Annotated in this window: 17 protein-coding genes and 2 tRNA genes; 18 read left to right on the top strand and 1 reads right to left on the bottom strand. The window is 46.5% G+C overall.

Going from position 1 to position 19,403, the window contains the following annotated elements; all coding sequences use genetic code 11:
• Positions 1 to 26 precede the first annotated feature (26 nt).
• The 13 genes from ICN18_RS09025 to ICN18_RS09085 all read left to right on the top strand — a co-directional run bounded on the left by ICN18_RS09025 (position 27) and on the right by ICN18_RS09085 (position 10,774).
• Positions 27 to 2,060 carry a RelA/SpoT family protein gene (locus tag ICN18_RS09025; RefSeq protein WP_216190175.1) on the top strand — a complete coding sequence of 678 codons (2,034 nt, stop codon included), beginning with the start codon at positions 27 to 29 and terminating at the stop codon, positions 2,058 to 2,060.
• A gap of 18 nt (positions 2,061 to 2,078) precedes the next feature.
• Positions 2,079 to 2,155, top strand: a tRNA-Val gene (locus ICN18_RS09030).
• Between the two features lie 125 nt (positions 2,156 to 2,280).
• Positions 2,281 to 4,203, top strand: coding sequence for a threonine--tRNA ligase (thrS, locus tag ICN18_RS09035; protein WP_216190176.1), 1,923 nt, complete (start codon positions 2,281 to 2,283; stop codon positions 4,201 to 4,203).
• Between the two features lie 27 nt (positions 4,204 to 4,230).
• A complete protein-coding gene (gene infC, locus ICN18_RS09040; RefSeq protein ID WP_439650829.1) occupies positions 4,231 to 4,770 on the top strand; it encodes a translation initiation factor IF-3 in 540 nt (179 codons plus the stop codon).
• 127 nt (positions 4,771 to 4,897) lie between these two features.
• Positions 4,898 to 5,095 carry a 50S ribosomal protein L35 gene (rpmI, locus tag ICN18_RS09045; protein ID WP_011902674.1) on the top strand — a complete coding sequence of 66 codons (198 nt, stop codon included), beginning with the start codon at positions 4,898 to 4,900 and terminating at the stop codon, positions 5,093 to 5,095.
• Positions 5,096 to 5,120: 25 nt separating this feature from the next.
• Entirely contained in the window at positions 5,121 to 5,486 is a 366-nt protein-coding gene (rplT, locus tag ICN18_RS09050; protein ID WP_011902675.1) for a 50S ribosomal protein L20, read from the top strand.
• 25 nt (positions 5,487 to 5,511) lie between these two features.
• Positions 5,512 to 6,558 (top strand): phenylalanine--tRNA ligase subunit alpha, encoded by a 1,047-nt coding sequence (gene pheS / locus ICN18_RS09055; protein WP_216190177.1) that lies wholly within the window; start codon positions 5,512 to 5,514, stop codon positions 6,556 to 6,558.
• 32 nt (positions 6,559 to 6,590) lie between these two features.
• Positions 6,591 to 9,047: a phenylalanine--tRNA ligase subunit beta gene (gene pheT, locus ICN18_RS09060; protein ID WP_216190178.1), complete on the top strand. Its 2,457-nt coding sequence runs from the start codon at positions 6,591 to 6,593 to the stop codon at positions 9,045 to 9,047.
• A gap of 53 nt (positions 9,048 to 9,100) precedes the next feature.
• Positions 9,101 to 9,424, top strand: a complete 324-nt coding sequence (locus ICN18_RS09065; RefSeq protein ID WP_216190179.1) for an integration host factor subunit alpha — start codon at positions 9,101 to 9,103, stop codon at positions 9,422 to 9,424.
• Entirely contained in the window at positions 9,402 to 9,752 is a 351-nt protein-coding gene (locus ICN18_RS09070; protein WP_216190180.1) for a MerR family transcriptional regulator, read from the top strand. Before ICN18_RS09065 ends, ICN18_RS09070 begins: the two co-directional genes overlap by 23 nt.
• Before the next feature lie 25 nt (positions 9,753 to 9,777).
• Positions 9,778 to 9,854: transfer RNA gene (locus ICN18_RS09075), tRNA-Pro, on the top strand.
• Between the two features lie 37 nt (positions 9,855 to 9,891).
• Positions 9,892 to 10,305 carry a PaaI family thioesterase gene (locus tag ICN18_RS09080; RefSeq protein ID WP_216190181.1) on the top strand — a complete coding sequence of 138 codons (414 nt, stop codon included), beginning with the start codon at positions 9,892 to 9,894 and terminating at the stop codon, positions 10,303 to 10,305.
• 184 nt (positions 10,306 to 10,489) lie between these two features.
• Positions 10,490 to 10,774 carry an H-NS histone family protein gene (locus ICN18_RS09085; RefSeq protein WP_216190182.1) on the top strand — a complete coding sequence of 95 codons (285 nt, stop codon included), beginning with the start codon at positions 10,490 to 10,492 and terminating at the stop codon, positions 10,772 to 10,774.
• Positions 10,775 to 10,858: 84 nt separating this feature from the next.
• Here the strand turns inward: ICN18_RS09085 and ICN18_RS09090 are convergent, their stop codons facing one another.
• Positions 10,859 to 11,557, bottom strand: coding sequence for a helix-turn-helix domain-containing protein (locus ICN18_RS09090; RefSeq protein ID WP_216190183.1), 699 nt, complete (start codon positions 11,555 to 11,557; stop codon positions 10,859 to 10,861).
• Between the two features lie 299 nt (positions 11,558 to 11,856).
• On the opposite strand from ICN18_RS09090, the gene ICN18_RS09095 reads away from it, so the two are divergent.
• Genes ICN18_RS09095 through ICN18_RS09115 form a run of 5 tightly spaced genes read left to right on the top strand, consistent with a single transcriptional unit; the run spans position 11,857 to position 19,386 of the window.
• Positions 11,857 to 14,712, top strand: a complete 2,856-nt coding sequence (locus ICN18_RS09095; protein WP_216190184.1) for a 2-oxoglutarate dehydrogenase E1 component — start codon at positions 11,857 to 11,859, stop codon at positions 14,710 to 14,712.
• 48 nt (positions 14,713 to 14,760) lie between these two features.
• Positions 14,761 to 15,972 carry a 2-oxoglutarate dehydrogenase complex dihydrolipoyllysine-residue succinyltransferase gene (gene odhB, locus ICN18_RS09100; protein WP_216190185.1) on the top strand — a complete coding sequence of 404 codons (1,212 nt, stop codon included), beginning with the start codon at positions 14,761 to 14,763 and terminating at the stop codon, positions 15,970 to 15,972.
• A gap of 12 nt (positions 15,973 to 15,984) precedes the next feature.
• Positions 15,985 to 17,421 carry a dihydrolipoyl dehydrogenase gene (lpdA, locus tag ICN18_RS09105; protein WP_216190186.1) on the top strand — a complete coding sequence of 479 codons (1,437 nt, stop codon included), beginning with the start codon at positions 15,985 to 15,987 and terminating at the stop codon, positions 17,419 to 17,421.
• Entirely contained in the window at positions 17,422 to 18,525 is a 1,104-nt protein-coding gene (gene zapE, locus ICN18_RS09110) for a cell division protein ZapE (protein ID WP_216190187.1), read from the top strand. It abuts the gene before it with no gap.
• 9 nt (positions 18,526 to 18,534) lie between these two features.
• A complete protein-coding gene (locus ICN18_RS09115; RefSeq protein WP_216190188.1) occupies positions 18,535 to 19,386 on the top strand; it encodes a 3',5'-nucleoside bisphosphate phosphatase in 852 nt (283 codons plus the stop codon).
• Positions 19,387 to 19,403: the final 17 nt, after the last annotated feature.

A 19,403-nucleotide genomic window follows, 5' to 3' on the forward strand; every position in this document is an offset into this window, starting at 1 on the left:
TTACTCCCCAATCACTTTAGTTGCCGATGGCAAACAACCCTAGCAATTTAGATAAAGCACCAATCTTTGATGATGCTTGGTACGGCGAGCCGGCGGAAGTACATGCTGCTGGCGTATTGCAAATATTGCAAACCCTCAATCTTGATGAAGCAAGCTTAACTGCTGCAAGCAATATTGCTCGGACACACGGCAAAGAGGCGCTCATCAAGCTCATTGGCGAGGAGCCTGCGAAGTTACTGATTGGCTATCGAGGCTTGCGTCAAGCACAGGCAAAGTTAGTGCGTGATGATGGTGGCTTAAGTGTTACGGGTCAAGAAGAGATGTTGCGCAAAATGCTTTTGGCGTTTGGTGATGATCTTCGAGTAGTTCTAATCTATCTTGCCTCCCGCTTGCAAACCCTCCGCTGGATCACACAAGAAAAGATAGACATGCCTGCTGCTTGGGCGCAAGAGATACTCAATATCGATGCCTCATTGGCTAATCGCCTAGGTATCTGGCAAATGAAGTGGGAGATGGAGGACTTAGCATTTCGAGCTTTGTCACCAGTGACTTATCGCGAGATTGCCAAAATGCTGGATGCAAAACGCATTGAGCGCCAATCTTTCATTGATCAAATTGTCTTGCAGCTAAAAGAAGAATTAAAAGCGGCGCAAATTGATGGCGAAGTGCTTGGTAGGCCAAAACATATCTATAGCATCTGGAAAAAGATGGAGGGTAAATCTTTGGACTTTGCTAATCTGTATGACGTCAGAGCATTTCGGGTATTGGTAGACGATGTTAAATCTTGTTATGCCGTATTAGGTATCGTGCATAACGTTTGGCAGCCAGTGCCCAGGGAGTTTGATGATTACATTGCGCGTCCTAAACCGAACGGATATCAATCCCTCCATACAGTGGTGATGAATGAGGATGGCACTGCGTTTGAGATCCAGGTGCGCACACAAGAAATGCATCAGCAGGCTGAGTATGGTTTGGCTGCGCACTGGCGCTATAAAGAAGGTGCATACGCAGGCATGGCAACGCCACCCAATCCTGCAAAAACCAATAAGCCCAGCGTCAATCATCAGCAAGGCACACATAGTGCTGAAGTTGCCTATGAGCGGCAGATTGCTTGGGCCCGTCAGCTAATCTCCTGGAAAGAAGATGCTTGGGAGCAGCTAAAGCATCACGAGATTGATGATCATATTTATGTGCTCACTCCATTGGGAAAGGTGATCTCTTTGGAGAAGGGTTCAACGCCAATAGATTTTGCTTATGCGGTGCATACCAACTTAGGTCATCGCTGTAGAGGTGCTCGAGTCGATGGCGCTATGGTGCCGCTAGAGACCGCATTAAAAAATGGTCAAACTATTGAGATCATTGCGGTTAAACATGGTGGCCCTTCACGAGACTGGATTAGTCCTGATAAAAACTACGTACGCTCACAAAGAGCGCGTCAACGAGTACGCGCTTGGTTTAATGCGCTGGATGATGAAGAGGCTGGCCAATCTACTAAGTCTGTAGAAAATAAACTTGAGGTCAACCCCGAGAGCAAGATTGCTCCAGTGATACCCGAAATTGTTTTGCGTAATAGCACCCACAAACCGGGAAGAGGTGGAGATGTCTTGGTTGTTGGGGTGGATTCACTGCTCACGCAGTTGGCGCGTTGCTGCCGACCAGTTCCTCCGGATGCGATTGCAGGTTTTGTGACGCAAGGCAGGGGTGTCTCGATTCATCGTCGCTCCTGCAAAACCTTTAGGGGTTTATTGGAAAGGGCGCCTGAGCGTGTAATTCAGACGGCTTGGACTGCTTCTGCGGCGGATCCTGTAGCGCAACAAGAGCAAAAACGGGTATTCCCCGCGGATTTGGTGGTAGCTGGTTTAGATCGCCCCGAGTTAATGCGGGAGCTCTTTGAGATTCTCACCAGGCAGGGTGTCCACGTCATTGATCTACGTAAATCCGCCAAAAAAGGTCTTGCTCAGATCCTTTTAACGATTGAGGTCAAGGATTCCGAGGTGCTTCGACTGGTTCAAAACAGCTTAGAAGAGGTCAAAGGGGTCACCCAAGTGCGTCGCCGGTGATAAACTCTATGGCTGTATAGGCTCGTAGCTCAGCTGGTTAGAGCACCACCTTGACATGGTGGGGGTCGTTGGTTCGAGTCCAATCGAGCCTACCAACGAATAAGACCCAAAAAGGAGCTCCATCAGGAGATCCAAAGAGGCGCGGATGCCCAAAAGCTACCGCGCTTTCTTTTTGGGAAAGATGTCAGTAATGAAGTTCAGTAAATAAGATGGGGTCATCATGCTTGTAGTTACTCTGCCCGATGGATCAAAACGAGAGTTTGAGGCACCAGTTCGCGTAGCGGATGTGGCTCAAAGTATCGGCAGTGGTCTTGCAAAAGCTGCTTTAGGTGGCATCGTAGATGGCAAGATGGTGGATACCGGCTTTGTGATTAATAAAGACAGTCAATTAGCCATCATCACTGACAAGAGTCCGGAAGCGCTCGAGATTGTGCGTCACTCTACTGCGCACTTATTGGCATACGCCGTTAAAGAATTATTTCCTGAAGCGCAAGTCACAATTGGTCCAGTGATCGAGAATGGTTTTTACTATGACTTCTCCTATCACCGTCCATTCACTCCGGATGACTTAGTTGCTTTAGAAAAGAAAATGACTGAGCTCGCTAAAAAAGATGAGCCAGTAACCCGCACTGTAATGCCGCGCGATGAAGCTGTTGAGTTTTTCAAGAAACAAGGCGAAAACTACAAAGCGGAATTGATTGCGAGCATTCCGCAGGGTGAAGATGTTTCCTTATATGCCGAAGGCAAGTTCACCGACTTATGTCGCGGTCCCCACGTACCTTCTACAGGTAAGCTCAAGGTATTCAAGCTCATGAAGCTTGCTGGTGCTTACTGGCGTGGCGATAGCAAGAATGAGATGTTGCAGCGTATTTACGGTACCGCTTGGTTGCGCAAAGAAGACCAAGACGCATATCTGCATATGCTTGAAGAATCTGAGAAGCGCGATCACCGCCGTCTCGGCAAGCAACTCGATTTATTCCATTTCCAAGAAGAAGCGCCGGGTTTAATTTTCTGGCATCCAAAAGGTTGGTCAATTTGGCAAGAGGTTGAGCAATACATGCGTCGCGTGTATCAGCAAGAAGGCTACCAAGAAGTTAAAGCTCCACAGATTTTGGATCGCGGTCTTTGGGAAAAATCTGGCCACTGGGAAAACTACAAAGAAAACATGTTCACGACTGAGTCGGAAAATCGTGCTTACGCATTAAAGCCGATGAACTGTCCTGGTCACGTACAAATTTATAACTCAGGGTTGCATAGCTATCGTGAGTTGCCATTGCGCTTTGGTGAATTTGGTCAGTGCCATCGCAATGAACCATCTGGTGCATTACATGGTTTGATGCGTGTGCGTGGTTTCACACAAGATGATGGTCATATTTTCTGTACAGAAGATCAAATTCAGTCTGAGGTTGCAGCATTCGACAAAGCAGTGCGGGCTGTGTATCAAGATTTTGGCTTTACCGAAGTAGCTGTAAAGCTCGCTTTACGTCCCGCTAAGCGCGTTGGTGACGACGCAATTTGGGATAAAGCGGAAGAAGCCCTGCGTGGCGCTCTGAAGGCTTCTGGCCAAGAATGGGAAGAATTGCCAGGCGAGGGTGCTTTTTATGGCCCCAAGATTGAATATCACCTCAAAGACTCCATTGGACGTACTTGGCAATGTGGCACGATCCAGGTCGATTTCTCCATGCCAGCCCGTTTAGGTGCTGAATATGTTGCTGAAGACAATAGTCGTAAGACTCCAGTCATGCTCCATAGGGCAATTGTGGGCTCTTTAGAGCGTTTTATCGGCATTTTGATCGAAAATCACGCTGGAAACATGCCAGTTTGGCTTGCTCCGACCCAGGCTGTAGTCCTCAATATCTCCGGAAATTCTGCTGCATATGCACAACAAGTGCAGCAATTGCTGAAAAAACAAGGGTTTAGAGTCGAATCGGATTTGCGGAACGAGAAAATTACGTATAAAATACGCGAGCACGCATTACAGAAGATCCCATTTTTGCTAGTTGTAGGGGATAAAGAATCTGAAAGTAATACGGTGGCCGTTCGTGCCCGTGGCGGAGTGGATTTAGGTGTAATGCCTCTTGATGCCTTCGTTGCCCGACTCCAGCAGGATATATCCCAGAAAGTCGGACCCGAGCCTAGCTAGGGTTAGAACAGTCTTTATTGTTTTTTTATAGGAATTAAGAAGATCGCTACTGAAAAATTGCAGCGCATTAACCGGGAAATTACTGCTCCTGAAGTGCGTTTGATTGGACTTGATGGGGAACCCATCGGTGTAGTTAAGTTGAGTGAAGCCTTGGCTTTGGCAGAAGAGAAAGAAACCGATTTGGTTGAAATTGCTCCGACGGCTGTGCCACCTGTAGTTCGCATCATGGACTTCGGCAAATTCAAATACCAAGAAGCTAAGCGGATGCATGAAGCTAAGCTGAAGCAAAAGGTAATTCAGGTGAAGGAAGTTAAATTCCGCCCTGGTACTGATGATGGTGACTACGGTGTGAAGCTACGCAATCTAATCCGCTTTTTAGAAGATGGCGATAAGACAAAGATTACGCTGCGGTTTCGGGGCCGTGAAATGGCCCACCAAGAAATCGGAGTGAGAATGTTGGAACGTTTGAAGTTGGACCTCGTTGAGTACGGCCAAGTTGAGCAGTTTCCAAAGATGGAAGGCCGCCAGATGGTGATGGTATTGGCCCCCATTCGTAAGGCTAAGTAACTAGGTTCTACCTGGTTCTTATGTAGGGAGGCGCTGAAAGGCGTCGGTAGTTTGAAGTGCTTCTGGGTACAGGAAGAGTAACCGTCGGTTACCACCTATGTTGCACAAGTAATTGAAGGGGTGCTTTATGCCCAAGATGAAGAGCAAGAGTAGCGCTAAAAAGCGCTTCACGGTTCGCGCAGGCGGAACGATTAAACGAGGTCAGGCTTTCAAACGCCACATCCTCACCAAGAAGACCACAAAGAATAAGCGTCACCTCCGTGGTTCCACAGAAGTTGCGAAAGCTGACGTTAAGTCAATTCGCTCCATGCTTCCATACGCTTAACCTCAGACTAGATTAGGAGAATTAAATGCCAAGAGTCAAACGTGGGGTTACAGCAAGAGCCCGTCATAAGAAAATCACCGATGCCGCTACAGGTTATCGTGGCCGTCGTAAGAACGTATTCCGTATTGCTAAGCAAGCGGTTATGCGTGCTGGTCAATATGCATATCGTGACCGTCGTAATAAGAAACGTGTATTCCGTGCTTTGTGGATTGCTCGTATCAACGCGGCAGTTCGTCAGCATGACATGACCTATAGCGTATTCATGAATGGTATGAAGAAAGCTGCGATCGAACTCGACCGCAAAGTACTTTCTGATATGGCCATTGCTGACAAAGCGGCTTTCGCTGCTTTGGTTACTCGGATCAAATCCGTAGTAAACGCTGCAGCTTAATCTTAGTTTTCTAAACTAAGCTGCAATGGTTTCTCTCGACCACATTGTCGAGGATGCTAAACGCGATTTCCTTGGAGCTGCCGATGCGGCAGCTCTAGAGGACGCGAAAGCCAAGTATCTCGGTAAGTCAGGTGTTCTCACTGAGCGTTTAAAAGCGCTGGGTGGAATGTCGCCTGAGGAGCGCAAGAGTGCTGGCGCCCAAATTAATCAAATCAAAACCCAAGTAGAAGCTGCATTACAGGAGCGTCGCCAAGCTTTGGCTGATGCTGTGTTGATGCAACGTCTTGCGGCGGAGTCTATTGATGTTTCCTTGCCTGGCCGTGGCCAAGCAGTAGGTAGCTTGCATCCTGTGATGCGCACCTGGGAGCGCGTTGAAGAGATCTTCCGTTCGATTGGTTTTGATGTAGCAGATGGCCCTGAGATTGAAACCGATTGGTTTAATTTCACCGCCTTAAATAGCCCTGAGAATCATCCTGCTCGTTCCATGCAGGACACTTTTTATATCGACGGCAAAGATTCCAATGAGAAGCCTTTGTTATTGCGTACGCATACCAGCCCAATTCAGGTTCGTTATGCGAGCGAGCACGTTAAGAAATATGCCAACGCCGATGTAATGCCACCTATCAAAGTGATTGCACCAGGCAGGACCTATCGTGTTGATAGTGATGCAACGCATTCACCCATGTTCCATCAGGTCGAAGGCTTGTGGATTGCTGAGAGTGTTTCATTTGCAGATCTCAAAGGCGTCTATACAGACTTCTTAAGAACCTTCTTTGAAACGAATGCATTACAAGTTCGTTTCCGCCCATCCTATTTCCCGTTTACAGAACCTTCTGCTGAAATTGATATGGCTTTCGGTAGCGGCAAGCTTGCCGGCCGTTGGTTGGAAATCTCCGGGGCAGGGCAGGTTCATCCAAACGTTCTCCGCAATATGGGTATCGACCCAGAGCGCTATACCGGATTTGCCTTTGGATCTGGTTTAGAGCGTTTAACTATGTTGCGTTACGGCGTAGATGACTTACGCCTTTTCTTTGAAAATGATCTTCGTTTCTTAGCGCAGTTCCCTGCATAACAAATCAATATTACAAATTTATATAGAGCGCTATGCAATTTTCCGAATCTTGGCTTCGTCAGTATGTAAACCCATCACTCGATAGTGATGCGCTTGGTCATGCAATGACAATGGCCGGTTTAGAGGTTGAAGAGCAACACTCAGTTGCGCCCGCATTTACGAAAATTGTTATCGCTCAAATATTATCGGCCGAGCAACATCCTGATGCTGATCGCTTACGTGTTTGCAAAGTAGATGCTGGCACAGGCCAAGAATTGCAAATCGTTTGCGGCGCGCCCAATGCACGTGCTGGCATCAAGATTCCATGCGCTATGGTTGGCGCTGAATTGCCACCTGCTGAAGCTGGTGGCAAGCCCTTCATGATTAAGGTGGGTAAACTGCGTGGCGTAGAAAGCCAAGGCATGTTGTGCTCAGGTCGCGAACTTGGTTTAGGTGATGATCATGAGGGCATCTTAGAGTTGCCTGCAGATGCACCAGTTGGAAAAGATATTCGTGAATACCTAGATTTGGATGATCAAATCTTTGTTATTAAGTTAACTCCGAATAAAGCAGATTGCCTGTCATTGATGGGTATGGCAAGAGAGGTTTCGGCGATTACTGGTGCTGCACTCTGTGCTCCAAAGTGGACTCCACCAGTGGTAAGTATTCAAGATCAGCGCAAAGTGACTGTTGAGAGCAAGGAACTTTGCGGTCGCTTTGCCGGTCGTGTAATTCGTGGTGTAAATCCACAAGCCAAAACGCCTGAATGGATCGTGCAGCGTTTAACTCGTGCAGGCCAAAGAAGTATTTCTGCATTGGTAGATCTTTCTAACTATGTCATGTTAGAAATGGGTCAACCTACTCACGTATTTGATATTGATAAGCTGAATGGTGATATCACTGTACGCTGGGCTAAGCCAGGTGAAACGCTTGAGCTATTGAATGGTCAAACAGTGGCTTTGCAGGGCCCAGACTCTGCAGGCAAGATGCAAGATGCAGGTGTAGTTGCTGACCAAGCTGGTCCTGTTGCATTGGCCGGCATCATGGGTGGTAATCACTGTGCCGTATCTGACGACACCAAGAATATCTATGTTGAAGCAGCTTATTGGCTGCCTTCAGCCATCCAAGGGCGTGCCCGTCGCTTTAATTTCAGTACGGATGCAGCGCATCGCTTTGAGCGTGGCGTTGATCCGCAAAATACCGTTAATTGCTTAGAGTATCTTAGCGCCTTAATTATTGAGGTTTGTGGTGGCCAAGCGGGCCCGGTAGATGATCAAGTATTAAATGTTCCAGAGCGTAAGCAAGTCAAGATGCGCTTGGCCAGAGCAGAAAAGGTTATAGGTATTCCACTTACAAGTGAAGTGGTTGCTGATGTATTTAAACGCCTTGGTTTTGAATTCAAACAAGAGAGCGAAACATTTATCGTTACGCCTCCAAGCTATCGTTTTGATATTGAAATCGAGGAAGATTTGATTGAAGAAGTTGCACGTATGTACGGCTTTGAAAATATTCCAGATCAACCTCCAGTAGCCTCATTGAAAATGAGCGCTAAAGCGGAAGCAAAGCGTGGTGTTCATTTATTACGCCAACGTTTAGCTTTGCAAGGCTATCAAGAGGCAGTGAACTTTGGCTTTACCGATCTTGAAAGTGAAAAGCGTTTAACTGGCGCCACTGAAAAAGACGTCATTGCAGTGCTAAACCCGATTGCCAGTCAATATGGTGTGATGCGCAGCACTCTATGGGGTGGTTTGCTAAATAACCTCAAGGCTAATTTAAACCGTGGAGCAGGGCGTGTCCGTTTGTTCGAGACTGGCCGTGTATTCAAGCGTGATACCGCTGTACAAGAAGAAGCAGGCAAAGTAGCTGGCTTTCATCAACCGCAAAAAATTGGCGGCCTTGCTTACGGCCCCTTCGTGCCTGAGCAATGGGCTAATGCAACACGTGCGGTAGATTTCTTTGATGTGAAGGGTGATCTAGAGCGCGTTTTGGATCCTCTCCATTTTCTAACGGAAGCTGCACAGCATCCCGCATTGCATCCAGGCCGCTGTGCTCAGGTTTTATTAAAAGCTGGCAAGAATACTATTTCCATCGGTTGGATCGGCGAATTGCATCCTGGTTTGCAGCAAGCCTATGAGTTGCCACAAGCACCAGTTCTATTTGAGTTAGATTTAGATCCGATTCGTGAGCTTGGTTTGCCTGTGCCTGAAGAGTTAAGCAAATTCCCTGCGGTACAACGCGATTTGGCTTTGGTGGTGAAGCAAAGTGTTTCTGCACAATCTTTATTAGATGCAATGGCTGCTAGCAAACAAAACTTTGTGCGCAATATTGAACTCTTTGATGAGTTCAAGCCCAAAGCAGGTTCGAGCAGCATGGCGGATGATGAGAAAAGTTTAGCTTTCCGCGTCACCCTGTTAAACCCTAATGAAACATTGCAAGATCCCCAAATTGATGCAGTAATGGCTGCTTTATTGGGCGCCGTTGAGAAAAAGTGCGCAGCCCGTTTGCGCTAGGTTTAATATTAGGTATAAATCGAATAATTAATTAGTTACCAAAGAGACAAGCAATGACTGAATTGATTTCTAACGACACCGTTACCAAAAATGAGCTATCTGAAGCTCTTTTTGATCAAGTGGGCTTAAATAAGCGCGAAGCAAAAGATATGATTGATGCCTTTTTTGATCGCATTGGTCAATCGCTTGAGTCTGGTGTTGAAGTCAAGATTTCAGGCTTTGGTAATTTTCAGTTGCGCAATAAATCGGCTCGTCCTGGCCGAAATCCAAAGACAGGTCAAATGATTCCGATTGCAGCTAGACGCGTAGTTACTTTTCACGCAAGTCAAAAGCTTAAAGATGTAGTGGAGTCACATGCTCGAGAAAACCGAGTTTGATGCTAGCTCAGCACTGCTGAGCTCTCAACTTCCCCCCATACCAGCTAAACGCTATTTCACTATTGGTGAAGTAGCGGATCTTTGCGGTGTTCGTTCACATGTCCTGCGTTATTGGGAGCAAGAGTTTTCTCAGCTCAGCCCCCAGAAGCGTCGTGGTAATCGTCGCTATTACCAACATCATGAGGTTGTCTTAATTCGCAAGATTCGCTCACTTCTATATGAAGAGGGCTTTACGATCAGCGGCGCTCGAAATCGCCTTGAAGAAGCGCGTGGTGACCTGCGTCTTCGTGAAGAATTGCAAGCCGTTCTGCAGATTCTCTCTAAATAGTTACTGCTACAATTTTGTCTTTCGTCGGGGCGTAGCGCAGCCTGGTAGCGTACATGCATGGGGTGCATGTGGTCGGAGGTTCAAATCCTCTCGCCCCGACCATTCATTTTCAATTTCACTCCATAAAAGCAATACTTCCATGACAAGTACAGATAAATCCATCGAATATTTCGGTCTCAAGATTCCATTTTTAGCCCACTTAGGTGTGGTTCCTGAATATGCAAAAGATGGTAAATCACGCATTAGCCTAGAAATAAGGCCGGAGTACGAGAACAGCTTTGGTATTGCTCATGGGGGCGTCATCATGACTCTGTTGGATTTTGCGATGGGGGCAGCCGCCAGAAGCACCACAGACGTTCCTTTAGGGGCTATGACAATCGATATGACTGTCAGCTTCCTGCGCCCGAGTATTGGCAAAATAGCGGTGGAAGGCGCCATTCTGAAGTCGGGCAAAACAATTAACTATTGTGAAGCGATTGTTTTGAATGAGGCAGGGGAGATAACTGCTAAATCTAGCGGTACATTTATGCTCAGAAAATCAAGCGCACTTTAATTAAGCATAATATTTATAAAGATTATGTCTTTTATTAAACTTAATTGAAATAACACCAATAAATATAGGTAATTAATTCGAATAATATATATTGCTTACCAGATTAGTTTATATATAATCCAATGCTAATACGGATTTTATATATTCCGTGTACATAAACCATTATTCGGAGAGTGAAAACAATATGCCTTCTTATAAAGAGCTTTTAGCCCAACGCGAGCAGTTGGATAAACAGATTAAAGAAGCAATCGCGCTAGAAAAAGCTGATGGCATTGCCAAAGCGAAGCTAATTATCGAGCAATACAACCTTAGCGCTGCTGATTTGTTTAGTCGTAAAGCGGGAGTTAAGAGTGCTGGCGGCAAGGTTGCCCCCAAATACCGCAATCCATCTACAGGCGAAACCTGGACTGGTCGCGGCAAGGCGCCAAAGTGGATTGAGGGCAGAGATCGTAGCAGCTATTTGATCTAAGCACTTGTTTTACTTAAGCTTTAATATAAAAGGCCGCTATTAGCGGCCTTTATTGTTACATCTTCTTAATCCTTGAATTGATCTCTAAGCACATTTTCTAGCCAGAGCCTCAATAAAGAGGGGTTCCAAGAGCTCGTGCCTGGCGCCCTGGACCCAGGATCCCTCTGCCTCAGGATTGGTAGCGGGGTAGCCAATAATGAGTGGATTAAGGTCAATTAGACCGTTTTCAAGCTCCTTTTTGATGCTTTCACTCAGAGGGTGCTTCCCGCCAGAATTCTCATCCGCCAATGCAACAACACCGGGATGAAGTTTGATGAAGCCTTCATCTACTAGAATAGGTATACGCTGTGTGTCCTTGTTTTTACTCAAATAATGTATTAAATGAACTTGCTCAACAGGCGGAATAAGAGCATCCAAAAAGATGAGATCAGGGGCGATTGAGACTGCTTTCATTAAGCCCTCTAGGCTATCCACTGCCATTTCCATGTCTACCTTAAGTTGCCAATCGGCAATGGATTCCATTAATTCTTGGCCATTTTCTGACCTTCTAAATATGCCCATAGCTACACAGTTTTGGGTGGTCTTTTGCCGCATAGCTCTTTTTCTGCGTTGCAATTGTTGCTCTAATGAGCTTGCCAATATCCGACGGTGTCCTCCCCGAGTCTTCCAGGCAATTAATTCACCCAATTCCACCATTTTCTGAACGGTGCCCAAGGAAACTTGTAAAACCTTGGCGCTTTGGCGGGTGCTGAGATATTCCGTTTCGGGGGTAATTGATTTCATATTTCCCTTAATTTCATTTAATTGTTTGAAGATTTAGAGAATAAAAATCAAAATCATTTGAATCTGTCGGGAAACCTTTAAAGCGAGGTAGGAAAGTTCTTATTAATTGCTCTAAATAGGGAGATACCCCCAAAACCCCTTAAATCAGGGAAAGCCCTTTATGTATCAATGGTCATTCGTGTTAAATTACTGTCGTAGTACCGGTATTTGCACAGATCAATTCGTGAAGCGGTATAGCCGTATAGCGGATGGTTTTAACCACAGTTTTTAATCGGGAAACCCGATGAAAGGTGAGCATCATGATGCAGGATCAAAGAGATAATTCCTATCTCTTCGGCGGAAACGCCCCATACGTAGAAGAACTCTACGAATCCTACTTGCACGATCCAGCTTCCGTAGCTGATCATTGGCGAGATTATTTCGATAACGTGAAACAGATTCCAGCAGTCGACGGTTCATCTCGAACTGACATTGCACACGGACCGATTGTTGCTTCATTTGCTGAACGCGCTAAGCAAGGTCCTATCAGAACGATTTCTGATTCGGCTGACTCAGAAATGGGCCGTAAACGCGTTGCCGTTCAGCAGTTAATTGCCGCGTATCGTAACGTTGGCAATCGCTGGGCTGACTTAGATCCATTAAAGCGGACAGAGCGCCAGGACATTCCTGAGTTAGATCCCGCTTTCTATGGTTTCACTGATGGCGATATGGATATCGTCTTCAATACAAGTAATACATTCTTCGGTAAGAATGAAATGTCCTTGCGCGACTTGCTGCAAGCATTGCGCGAAACATATTGCGGCACGATTGGTGTCGAGTTTATGTTTATTGCCGATCAAAAGATTAAGAAGTGGTGGCAAGAGAAGTTGGAGTCCATTCGCTCAACTCCGCAATTTAATGTGGACGAGAAGCGTCAGATTTTGGACCGTATTACCGCTGCTGAAGGTCTAGAGCGTTACCTCCAGGCTAAGTATGTAGGTCAAAAGCGCTTTTCCTTAGAGGGTGGCGAGAGCTTTATTGCTTGTATGGACGAGTTGATTCGTGATGCAGGTAATAAAGGCGTTCAAGAGATCGTTATTGGTATGGCCCACCGTGGTCGTCTCAACGTATTGGTAAACACCTTGGGCAAAATGCCTAAAGACTTGTTTGCTGAGTTTGAGCACAAAGGCCCAGAAACATTGCCTGCGGGTGACGTGAAGTATCACCAAGGTTTCTCAAGCGATATTTCTACACCTGGCGGTCCAGTTCACTTGTCATTGGCATTTAACCCATCCCATCTAGAAATCGTAAACCCAGTAGTTGAAGGTTCTGCACGAGCTCGTATGGAGCGTCGCGGCGACATGTTGGGCGAGCAAGTAATGCCAGTTTTGGTTCATGGCGATGCTGCGATTGCAGGTCAGGGCGTAATGCAAGAGACTTTGGCGATGTCTGAGGTCCGTGGTTATTCCACCGGCGGTACAGTCCACATCGTGATTAACAACCAAATTGGTTTCACAACTTCTGATCCACGTGACTTGCGTTCTAGCTTGTATTGCACGGACATCATGAAGATTGTGGATGCTCCTGTATTGCACGTGAACGGCGATGATCCTGAAGCGGTAGTTTTAGCTACAAAGTTAGCTCTCGAATTCCGCATGAAGTTTCATAAGGATGTTGCGATTGACATCATTTGCTTCCGTAAGCTTGGCCACAATGAGCAAGATACGCCTGCAATGACTCAGCCTTTGATGTACAAAATCATTGCTGCGCATCCTGGAACGCGTAAGGTTTATGCTGACAGATTAGAAGCGCAAGGCGCATTGCCTGCTGGTACTGGTGACCTGATGGTTAAAGAGTATCGCGCTGCAATGGATGAGGGTAAGCAGACATCTGATCCAGTATTGAGCAACTTCAAAGGTAAGTTTGCGGTGGATTGGTCTCCATTCTTGAATAAGAAGTGGACTGATGAAGCGGATACAGCGATTCCACTGACTGAATGGAAGCGTTTAGCAGAAAAGATTTCTACTATTCCAGAGGGTTTCAAAGCGCATCCATTGGTTGCTAAGGTTTATAACGACCGCGCAGCAATGGGACGTGGTGAGGCAAATATTGACTGGGGTATGGGTGAGCACATGGCTTTCGCATCCTTAGTTGCCAGTGGGTACCCAGTTCGCTTGTCTGGTGAAGACAGTGGACGCGGCACCTTTACCCACCGTCACGCGGTATTGCATGAGCAAAACCGTGAGAAGTGGGATACCGGTACTTACATCGCACTTCAGCATGTCACTAAGGATCAGGCGCCGTTTGTGGTGATTGACTCGATTCTTTCTGAAGAAGCTGTACTTGGTTTTGAATACGGCTATGCCGCTGCAGAACCAAATACCTTAACGATTTGGGAGGCCCAGTTCGGTGACTTCGCTAACGGCGCACAGGTTGTTATTGACCAGTTCATCGCTTCTGGCGAGGTGAAGTGGGGTCGTGCCAATGGTTTAGTAATGATGTTGCCGCACGGTTATGAAGGTCAAGGCCCAGAGCATTCTTCTGCACGTCTTGAGCGCTTTATGCAGTTATGCGCTGATACCAATATGCAGGTGATTCAGCCGACTACCGCAGCTCAAATCTTCCACGTATTGCGTCGTCAGATGATTCGTCAGTTCCGTAAGCCGCTGATCTTGATGACACCAAAATCATTGCTGCGCAATAAAGAAGCTGCATCACCTTTATCTGAATTTACAAAAGGTGGTTTCCAAACTGTCATTGGTGAGCGTGATGAGTCTATCGACGCTAAACAAGTCACTCGTTTGGTAATGTGTTCTGGCAAGGTCTATTACGACTTGGTTAAGCAACGTGCCGAGAAGAAGATTGGCGATGTTGCCATTATTCGCTTGGAGCAGCTGTATCCATTCCCGCACAAAGCAGTGACTACTGAAATGAAGAAATATCCAAAGTTGGAAGATGTGGTGTGGTGTCAGGATGAGCCACAAAACCAAGGTGCATGGTTCTTTGTACAGCACAACATCTTGGAAAACATGTCTGATGGCATGAAGTTGGGCTATGCAGGCCGTCCTGCATCAGCATCACCAGCTTGTGGTTATGCCCATCTCCACCAAGAACAGCAGAAGTCATTACTGAATGCGGCATTTGCCAAACTCAAAGGTTACGTGATCACGAAATAATCGTTTTCATCACTAAATAAACACACATACATATAAACAGGATTAATCATGGCTATTTTCGAAGTTAAAGTTCCACAACTCTCCGAGTCAGTTGCAGAAGCAACTTTGTTGCAATGGAAAAAGAAGGTTGGCGACGCTGTAGGTCAAGACGAAATCTTGATCGAAATCGAAACAGATAAAGTGGTTCTCGAAGTTCCGGCACCATCCGCTGGTGTTTTGACAGAAATCGTTGTTGCTGACGGCGGCACTGTTATTGCTGAGCAGTTGATTGCAAAGATCGACAGCACTGCTGTTGCAGCCGCAGCTCCTGCGGCTGCCGCACCGGCACCAGCTGCCGCTCCTGCAGCCGCAGCCCCAGCAAAAGCTGCAGCTCCTGCTGCTAAAGCTGGCGCAGCCGCAGCTCCATCAGCAGCAAAAATTCTGGCTGAGAAGGGTGTCGATGCTGGTCAAGTTGCTGGTTCTGGGCGCGATGGTCGTATCACTAAAGGTGATGCATTAAATGCCTCAGCTGGCGGTGCTAAGTCTGCTGCATTGCCAAGCGCTCCAATTCCAACTGGCGATCGCCCGGAAGAGCGCGTTCCAATGAGCCGCTTGCGTGCTCGTATTGCTGAGCGTTTGCTCGAGTCTCAAGCAAACAACGCTATTTTGACTACATTTAATGAAGTCAACATGGGTCCAGTGATTGCTTTGCGTAACAAGTACAAAGATCAATTTGAAAAGACTCATGGCGTGAAGTTGGGCTTCATGTCTTTCTTCGTAAAAGCAGCTACACACGCTTTGAAGAAATTCCCACTCTTGAACGCTTCTGTTGATGGCAATGACATCGTTTACCACGGTTACTTTGATATCGGTATCGCTGTGAGCTCACCACGTGGCTTGGTAGTTCCAATTCTGCGTGACGTTGACCAAATGAATTTGGCTGACATCGAGAAGAAGATTGCTGAGTTTGGTACTAAGGCTCGTGAAGGCAAGTTGTCTATTGAAGAGTTGACTGGCGGTACATTCTCCATCTCTAACGGTGGCGTATTCGGCTCCATGCTCTCTACTCCGATCATTAACCCACCGCAATCTGCGATCTTGGGTATCCACGCTACTAAAGACCGTGCTGTAGTTGAAAACGGTCAAGTAGTTGTTCGCCCAATTAACTACCTCGCTTTGTCGTACGATCACCGCATCATTGACGGCCGTGAGGCTGTGCTTGGTTTAGTTGCAATGAAGGATGCGTTGGAAGATCCTTCACGTCTTCTCCTTGATTTGTAAGAAGGGAAGATCATGAGCCAAGTTTTTGACGTAGTAGTTATTGGTGGTGGCCCCGGTGGCTATATCGCCGCAATTCGTGCAGCGCAACTCGGTTTCAAAGTTGCCTGTGCTGAATCGCAATCCTATGATGACCCAAAGGGTGAGCCACGTTTAGGCGGCACTTGCTTGAACGTTGGTTGTATTCCTTCTAAGGCCTTGTTGGCTTCTTCTGAAGAATTTGAGAAGATTAATCATCACGCTGCTGATCACGGAATTAAAGTAGGTGCAGTTAGCATCGACTCTAAGAAGATGATCGCTCGTAAAGATGACATCGTTACCAAAATGACCGGTGGTATTCAGTACTTGTTCCGTAAGAACAAAATCACTTTGTTAAAAGGCCATGCTTCATTTGAAGGCAAGGGCGCTGATGGTTATCAAATCAAAATTGATGGCAAAGATAAAACTACAGTTATAGGCAAGAATGTAATCATTGCAACTGGTTCTAAGGCACGTCATCTTCCAGGTATCACTGTAGACAACGTATTGATCTGCGATAACGAAGGTGCCTTGAAGTTTGATTCTGCGCCTAAGAAATTAGGCGTAATCGGTGCAGGCGTCATTGGCTTGGAGTTGGGTTCTGTATGGCGTCGTCTCGGTGCCGAAGTGACTGTACTCGAAGCAATGCCTTCATTCTTAGGCGCTTGTGATATCAGTATCGCTAAAGAAGCGCAAAAGTTGTTTGCTAAGCAAGGCTTGAGCATTAACACTGGCGTCAAAATTGGCGATGTGAAAGCTGACAAGAAGGGTGTAGTGGTTAATTACACCGACAGCGCTGGTAAAGCTGCTAAGTTGGAATGTGATCGCTTAATTGTTTCTGTTGGTCGCGTACCAAACACCGATAAATTAGGTTTAGACAAGATTGGCCTCAAGGTGGATGAGCGTGGCTTCATTCCTATTGATGATCACACTTGCGCAACTGCAGCACCTGGCGTTTACGCTGTTGGTGACGTAGTGCGTGGACCAATGTTGGCACATAAAGCAGAAGACGAAGGTGTCTTGGTTGCTGAAGTGATTGCCGGCCAAAAACCACATATCGATTACAACTGCATTCCTTGGGTTATCTACACTGATCCTGAGATTGCATGGGTTGGTAAAACTGAACAAGCGCTCAAAGAAGCTGGCGTTGCTTACAAAGCAGGTCAGTTCCCATTTGCCGCTAACGGCCGTGCCTTAGGTATGGGTCGTGCTGATGGTTTCATCAAAGTATTGGCTGATGCTAAGACTGATGAGATTCTTGGTGTTCATATTATTGGTGCCAATGCTTCTGATTTAATTGCTGAAGCAGCGGTTGCAATGGAATTCAAAGCAGCAGCAGAAGATATTGCTCGTATCTGTCATGCACATCCAAGTTTGTCCGAAGTGATGCGTGAAGCAGCATTGGCGACAGATTCACGTGCATTAAATATGTAATTGAAAACCATTGAGTTTTACCAACAAGAGTTAAAGGCGCGCGGGTATCAAAGCGATCCCGCGCAGCTTCGTGCTGTTGAGCGTCTGCAGGAATGTGAAGATCAATGGATTGCTTACAAAGAAATCCGCAGCAATACCCTAAAGAAGAAAATATTTAAACCAACACTTCCCCGTGGTTTGTACCTGTGGGGCGGTGTGGGTCGTGGCAAATCTTTCTTGATGGACTGCTTTTATGCAGCTTCACCGCTAGAGAAAAAGATCCGCATTCATTTTCATGAGTTTATGCGGGAAGTGCATCGCGAATTGCATGAGCTATCAGGTCTATCTGATCCGCTTGATGAGTTAGCAAAGCGCATCTCTAATCGCTATCGCCTGATTTGCTTTGACGAGTTTCACATCAATGACATTGCCGATGCGATGATTTTGTATCGTTTGCTTGATGCACTCTTTGCTGATCGAGTGCAATTTGTTATGACTTCAAACTATCGTCCAGACCAGCTTTATCCCAATGGTCTGCACCGCGATAGATTGATACCAGCGATTAAGTTGCTAGAAGAAAAGTTAGACGTACTGAATGTGGATGCGGGCAATGATTACCGCCGTGTACAAATGGCACAAGTTGAAGCGTATCTCACTCCAGTCAATGCGGAAACTCAAGCTACGCTTGGGCAGATGTTCCAGACCTTGATTGGTAATCAAAAAGAAGCACGCAATCCCGTCCTTAATATTGAGTCGCGAGAATTACGTCCCTTGCATATGGCTGATGGAGTGGTGTGGTTTGACTTTAAAACACTGTGCTGTGGCCCACGCTCGCAAAACGATTACCTGGAGATTGCCAACCAGTTTCATACGGTGATTCTGTCTGGGGTGCCTTATATGCCACCCAGAATGACCAATGAGGCTCGTCGCTTTATATGGTTAATTGACGTCCTGTACGACCATAAAATCAAACTCATCATCTCCGCTGAGGTTCCAGCCCCGGATTTGTATACCGAGGGCCAAATTACCGCCGAATTCTCGCGAACCGTGTCCCGTTTGATCGAGATGCAGTCGCGTGACTACCTAGATGCGCCGCGCCGGGTAATTGACACCAGCTTGACCTAAAATAGGGTCATGAGTAGCTTTTCACCCCTAAATGCCGACTTGCATTGCCATTCAGTGATTTCTGATGGCACTTTGACGCCTGAAGAATTAGCGGAACGTGCTAAATCTAATGGTGTACATTTGTGGGCACTGACTGATCATGATGAATTGGGTGGTCAGAAGCGCGCTAAGGAAGCGGCTAGCGCATTAAAGATCGATTACCTTGCTGGTGTAGAGATCTCGGTTACTTGGATGGGTGAAACTATTCATATCGTTGGACTTGGGATTGATGCTGAGCATGCTGGAATTATTGAAGGCTTGCGTTCTACTCGAGAAGGTCGCGGCAATCGTGCACAGCTGATGGCTGAGCAATTATCTAAGGCGGGTATTGAAGGTGCTTATGAAGGCGCACTTCACTTCGCCGGTAATCATGATTTGATTTCTAGAACACACTTCGCGCGCTTTTTGGTGGAGCAGGGTGTATGCCGCAATACCGAGCATGTCTTTAAAAATTATTTAATTGAAGGTAAGCCAGGATATGTGCCTCATCAGTGGGCCAGCCTAGATAATGCTGTTCAATGGATTAAAGCAGCGGGTGGCGTGGCGGTGATTGCGCATCCCGGCCGTTACAGCAGGCTCAATGCCATGCAAATGGATGAACTCTATAAGCACTTTAAAGATCTTGGTGGTCTTGCAATTGAGGTCATTACCGGCAGCCATAGTCCGGATCAATATAAAACTTTTGCAAAGATTGCCCAGCAGTACGGATTTTTAGCTTCTCGCGGCTCAGACTTTCATGATCCGAATGAGAGTCATATTGATTTGGGTAAGCTCCCACACTTACCAGACCATCTTACGCCAGTATGGTCTGTCTTCCATTAAGAATTTAAGCTCTTTAC

The organism is Polynucleobacter parvulilacunae (genome assembly GCF_018881715.1).
Lineage (GTDB): Bacteria > Pseudomonadota > Gammaproteobacteria > Burkholderiales > Burkholderiaceae > Polynucleobacter > Polynucleobacter parvulilacunae.

Excerpts from the sequence above, each read along its gene's own strand:
- ICN18_RS09025 (WP_216190175.1), top strand. The coding sequence starts at position 27 with ATGGCAAACAACCCTAGCAATTTAGATAAAGCACCAATCTTTGATGAT.
- thrS (WP_216190176.1), top strand. The coding sequence starts at position 2,281 with ATGCTTGTAGTTACTCTGCCCGATGGATCAAAACGAGAGTTTGAGGCA.
- rpmI (WP_011902674.1), top strand. The coding sequence starts at position 4,898 with ATGCCCAAGATGAAGAGCAAGAGTAGCGCTAAAAAGCGCTTCACGGTT.
- rplT (WP_011902675.1), top strand. The coding sequence starts at position 5,121 with ATGCCAAGAGTCAAACGTGGGGTTACAGCAAGAGCCCGTCATAAGAAA.
- pheS (WP_216190177.1), top strand. The coding sequence starts at position 5,512 with ATGGTTTCTCTCGACCACATTGTCGAGGATGCTAAACGCGATTTCCTT.
- pheT (WP_216190178.1), top strand. The coding sequence starts at position 6,591 with ATGCAATTTTCCGAATCTTGGCTTCGTCAGTATGTAAACCCATCACTC.
- ICN18_RS09065 (WP_216190179.1), top strand. The coding sequence starts at position 9,101 with ATGACTGAATTGATTTCTAACGACACCGTTACCAAAAATGAGCTATCT.
- ICN18_RS09070 (WP_216190180.1), top strand. The coding sequence starts at position 9,402 with ATGCTCGAGAAAACCGAGTTTGATGCTAGCTCAGCACTGCTGAGCTCT.
- ICN18_RS09080 (WP_216190181.1), top strand. The coding sequence starts at position 9,892 with ATGACAAGTACAGATAAATCCATCGAATATTTCGGTCTCAAGATTCCA.
- ICN18_RS09085 (WP_216190182.1), top strand. The coding sequence starts at position 10,490 with ATGCCTTCTTATAAAGAGCTTTTAGCCCAACGCGAGCAGTTGGATAAA.
- ICN18_RS09090 (WP_216190183.1), bottom strand. The coding sequence starts at position 11,557 with ATGAAATCAATTACCCCCGAAACGGAATATCTCAGCACCCGCCAAAGC.
- ICN18_RS09095 (WP_216190184.1), top strand. The coding sequence starts at position 11,857 with ATGATGCAGGATCAAAGAGATAATTCCTATCTCTTCGGCGGAAACGCC.
- odhB (WP_216190185.1), top strand. The coding sequence starts at position 14,761 with ATGGCTATTTTCGAAGTTAAAGTTCCACAACTCTCCGAGTCAGTTGCA.
- lpdA (WP_216190186.1), top strand. The coding sequence starts at position 15,985 with ATGAGCCAAGTTTTTGACGTAGTAGTTATTGGTGGTGGCCCCGGTGGC.
- ICN18_RS09115 (WP_216190188.1), top strand. The coding sequence starts at position 18,535 with ATGAGTAGCTTTTCACCCCTAAATGCCGACTTGCATTGCCATTCAGTG.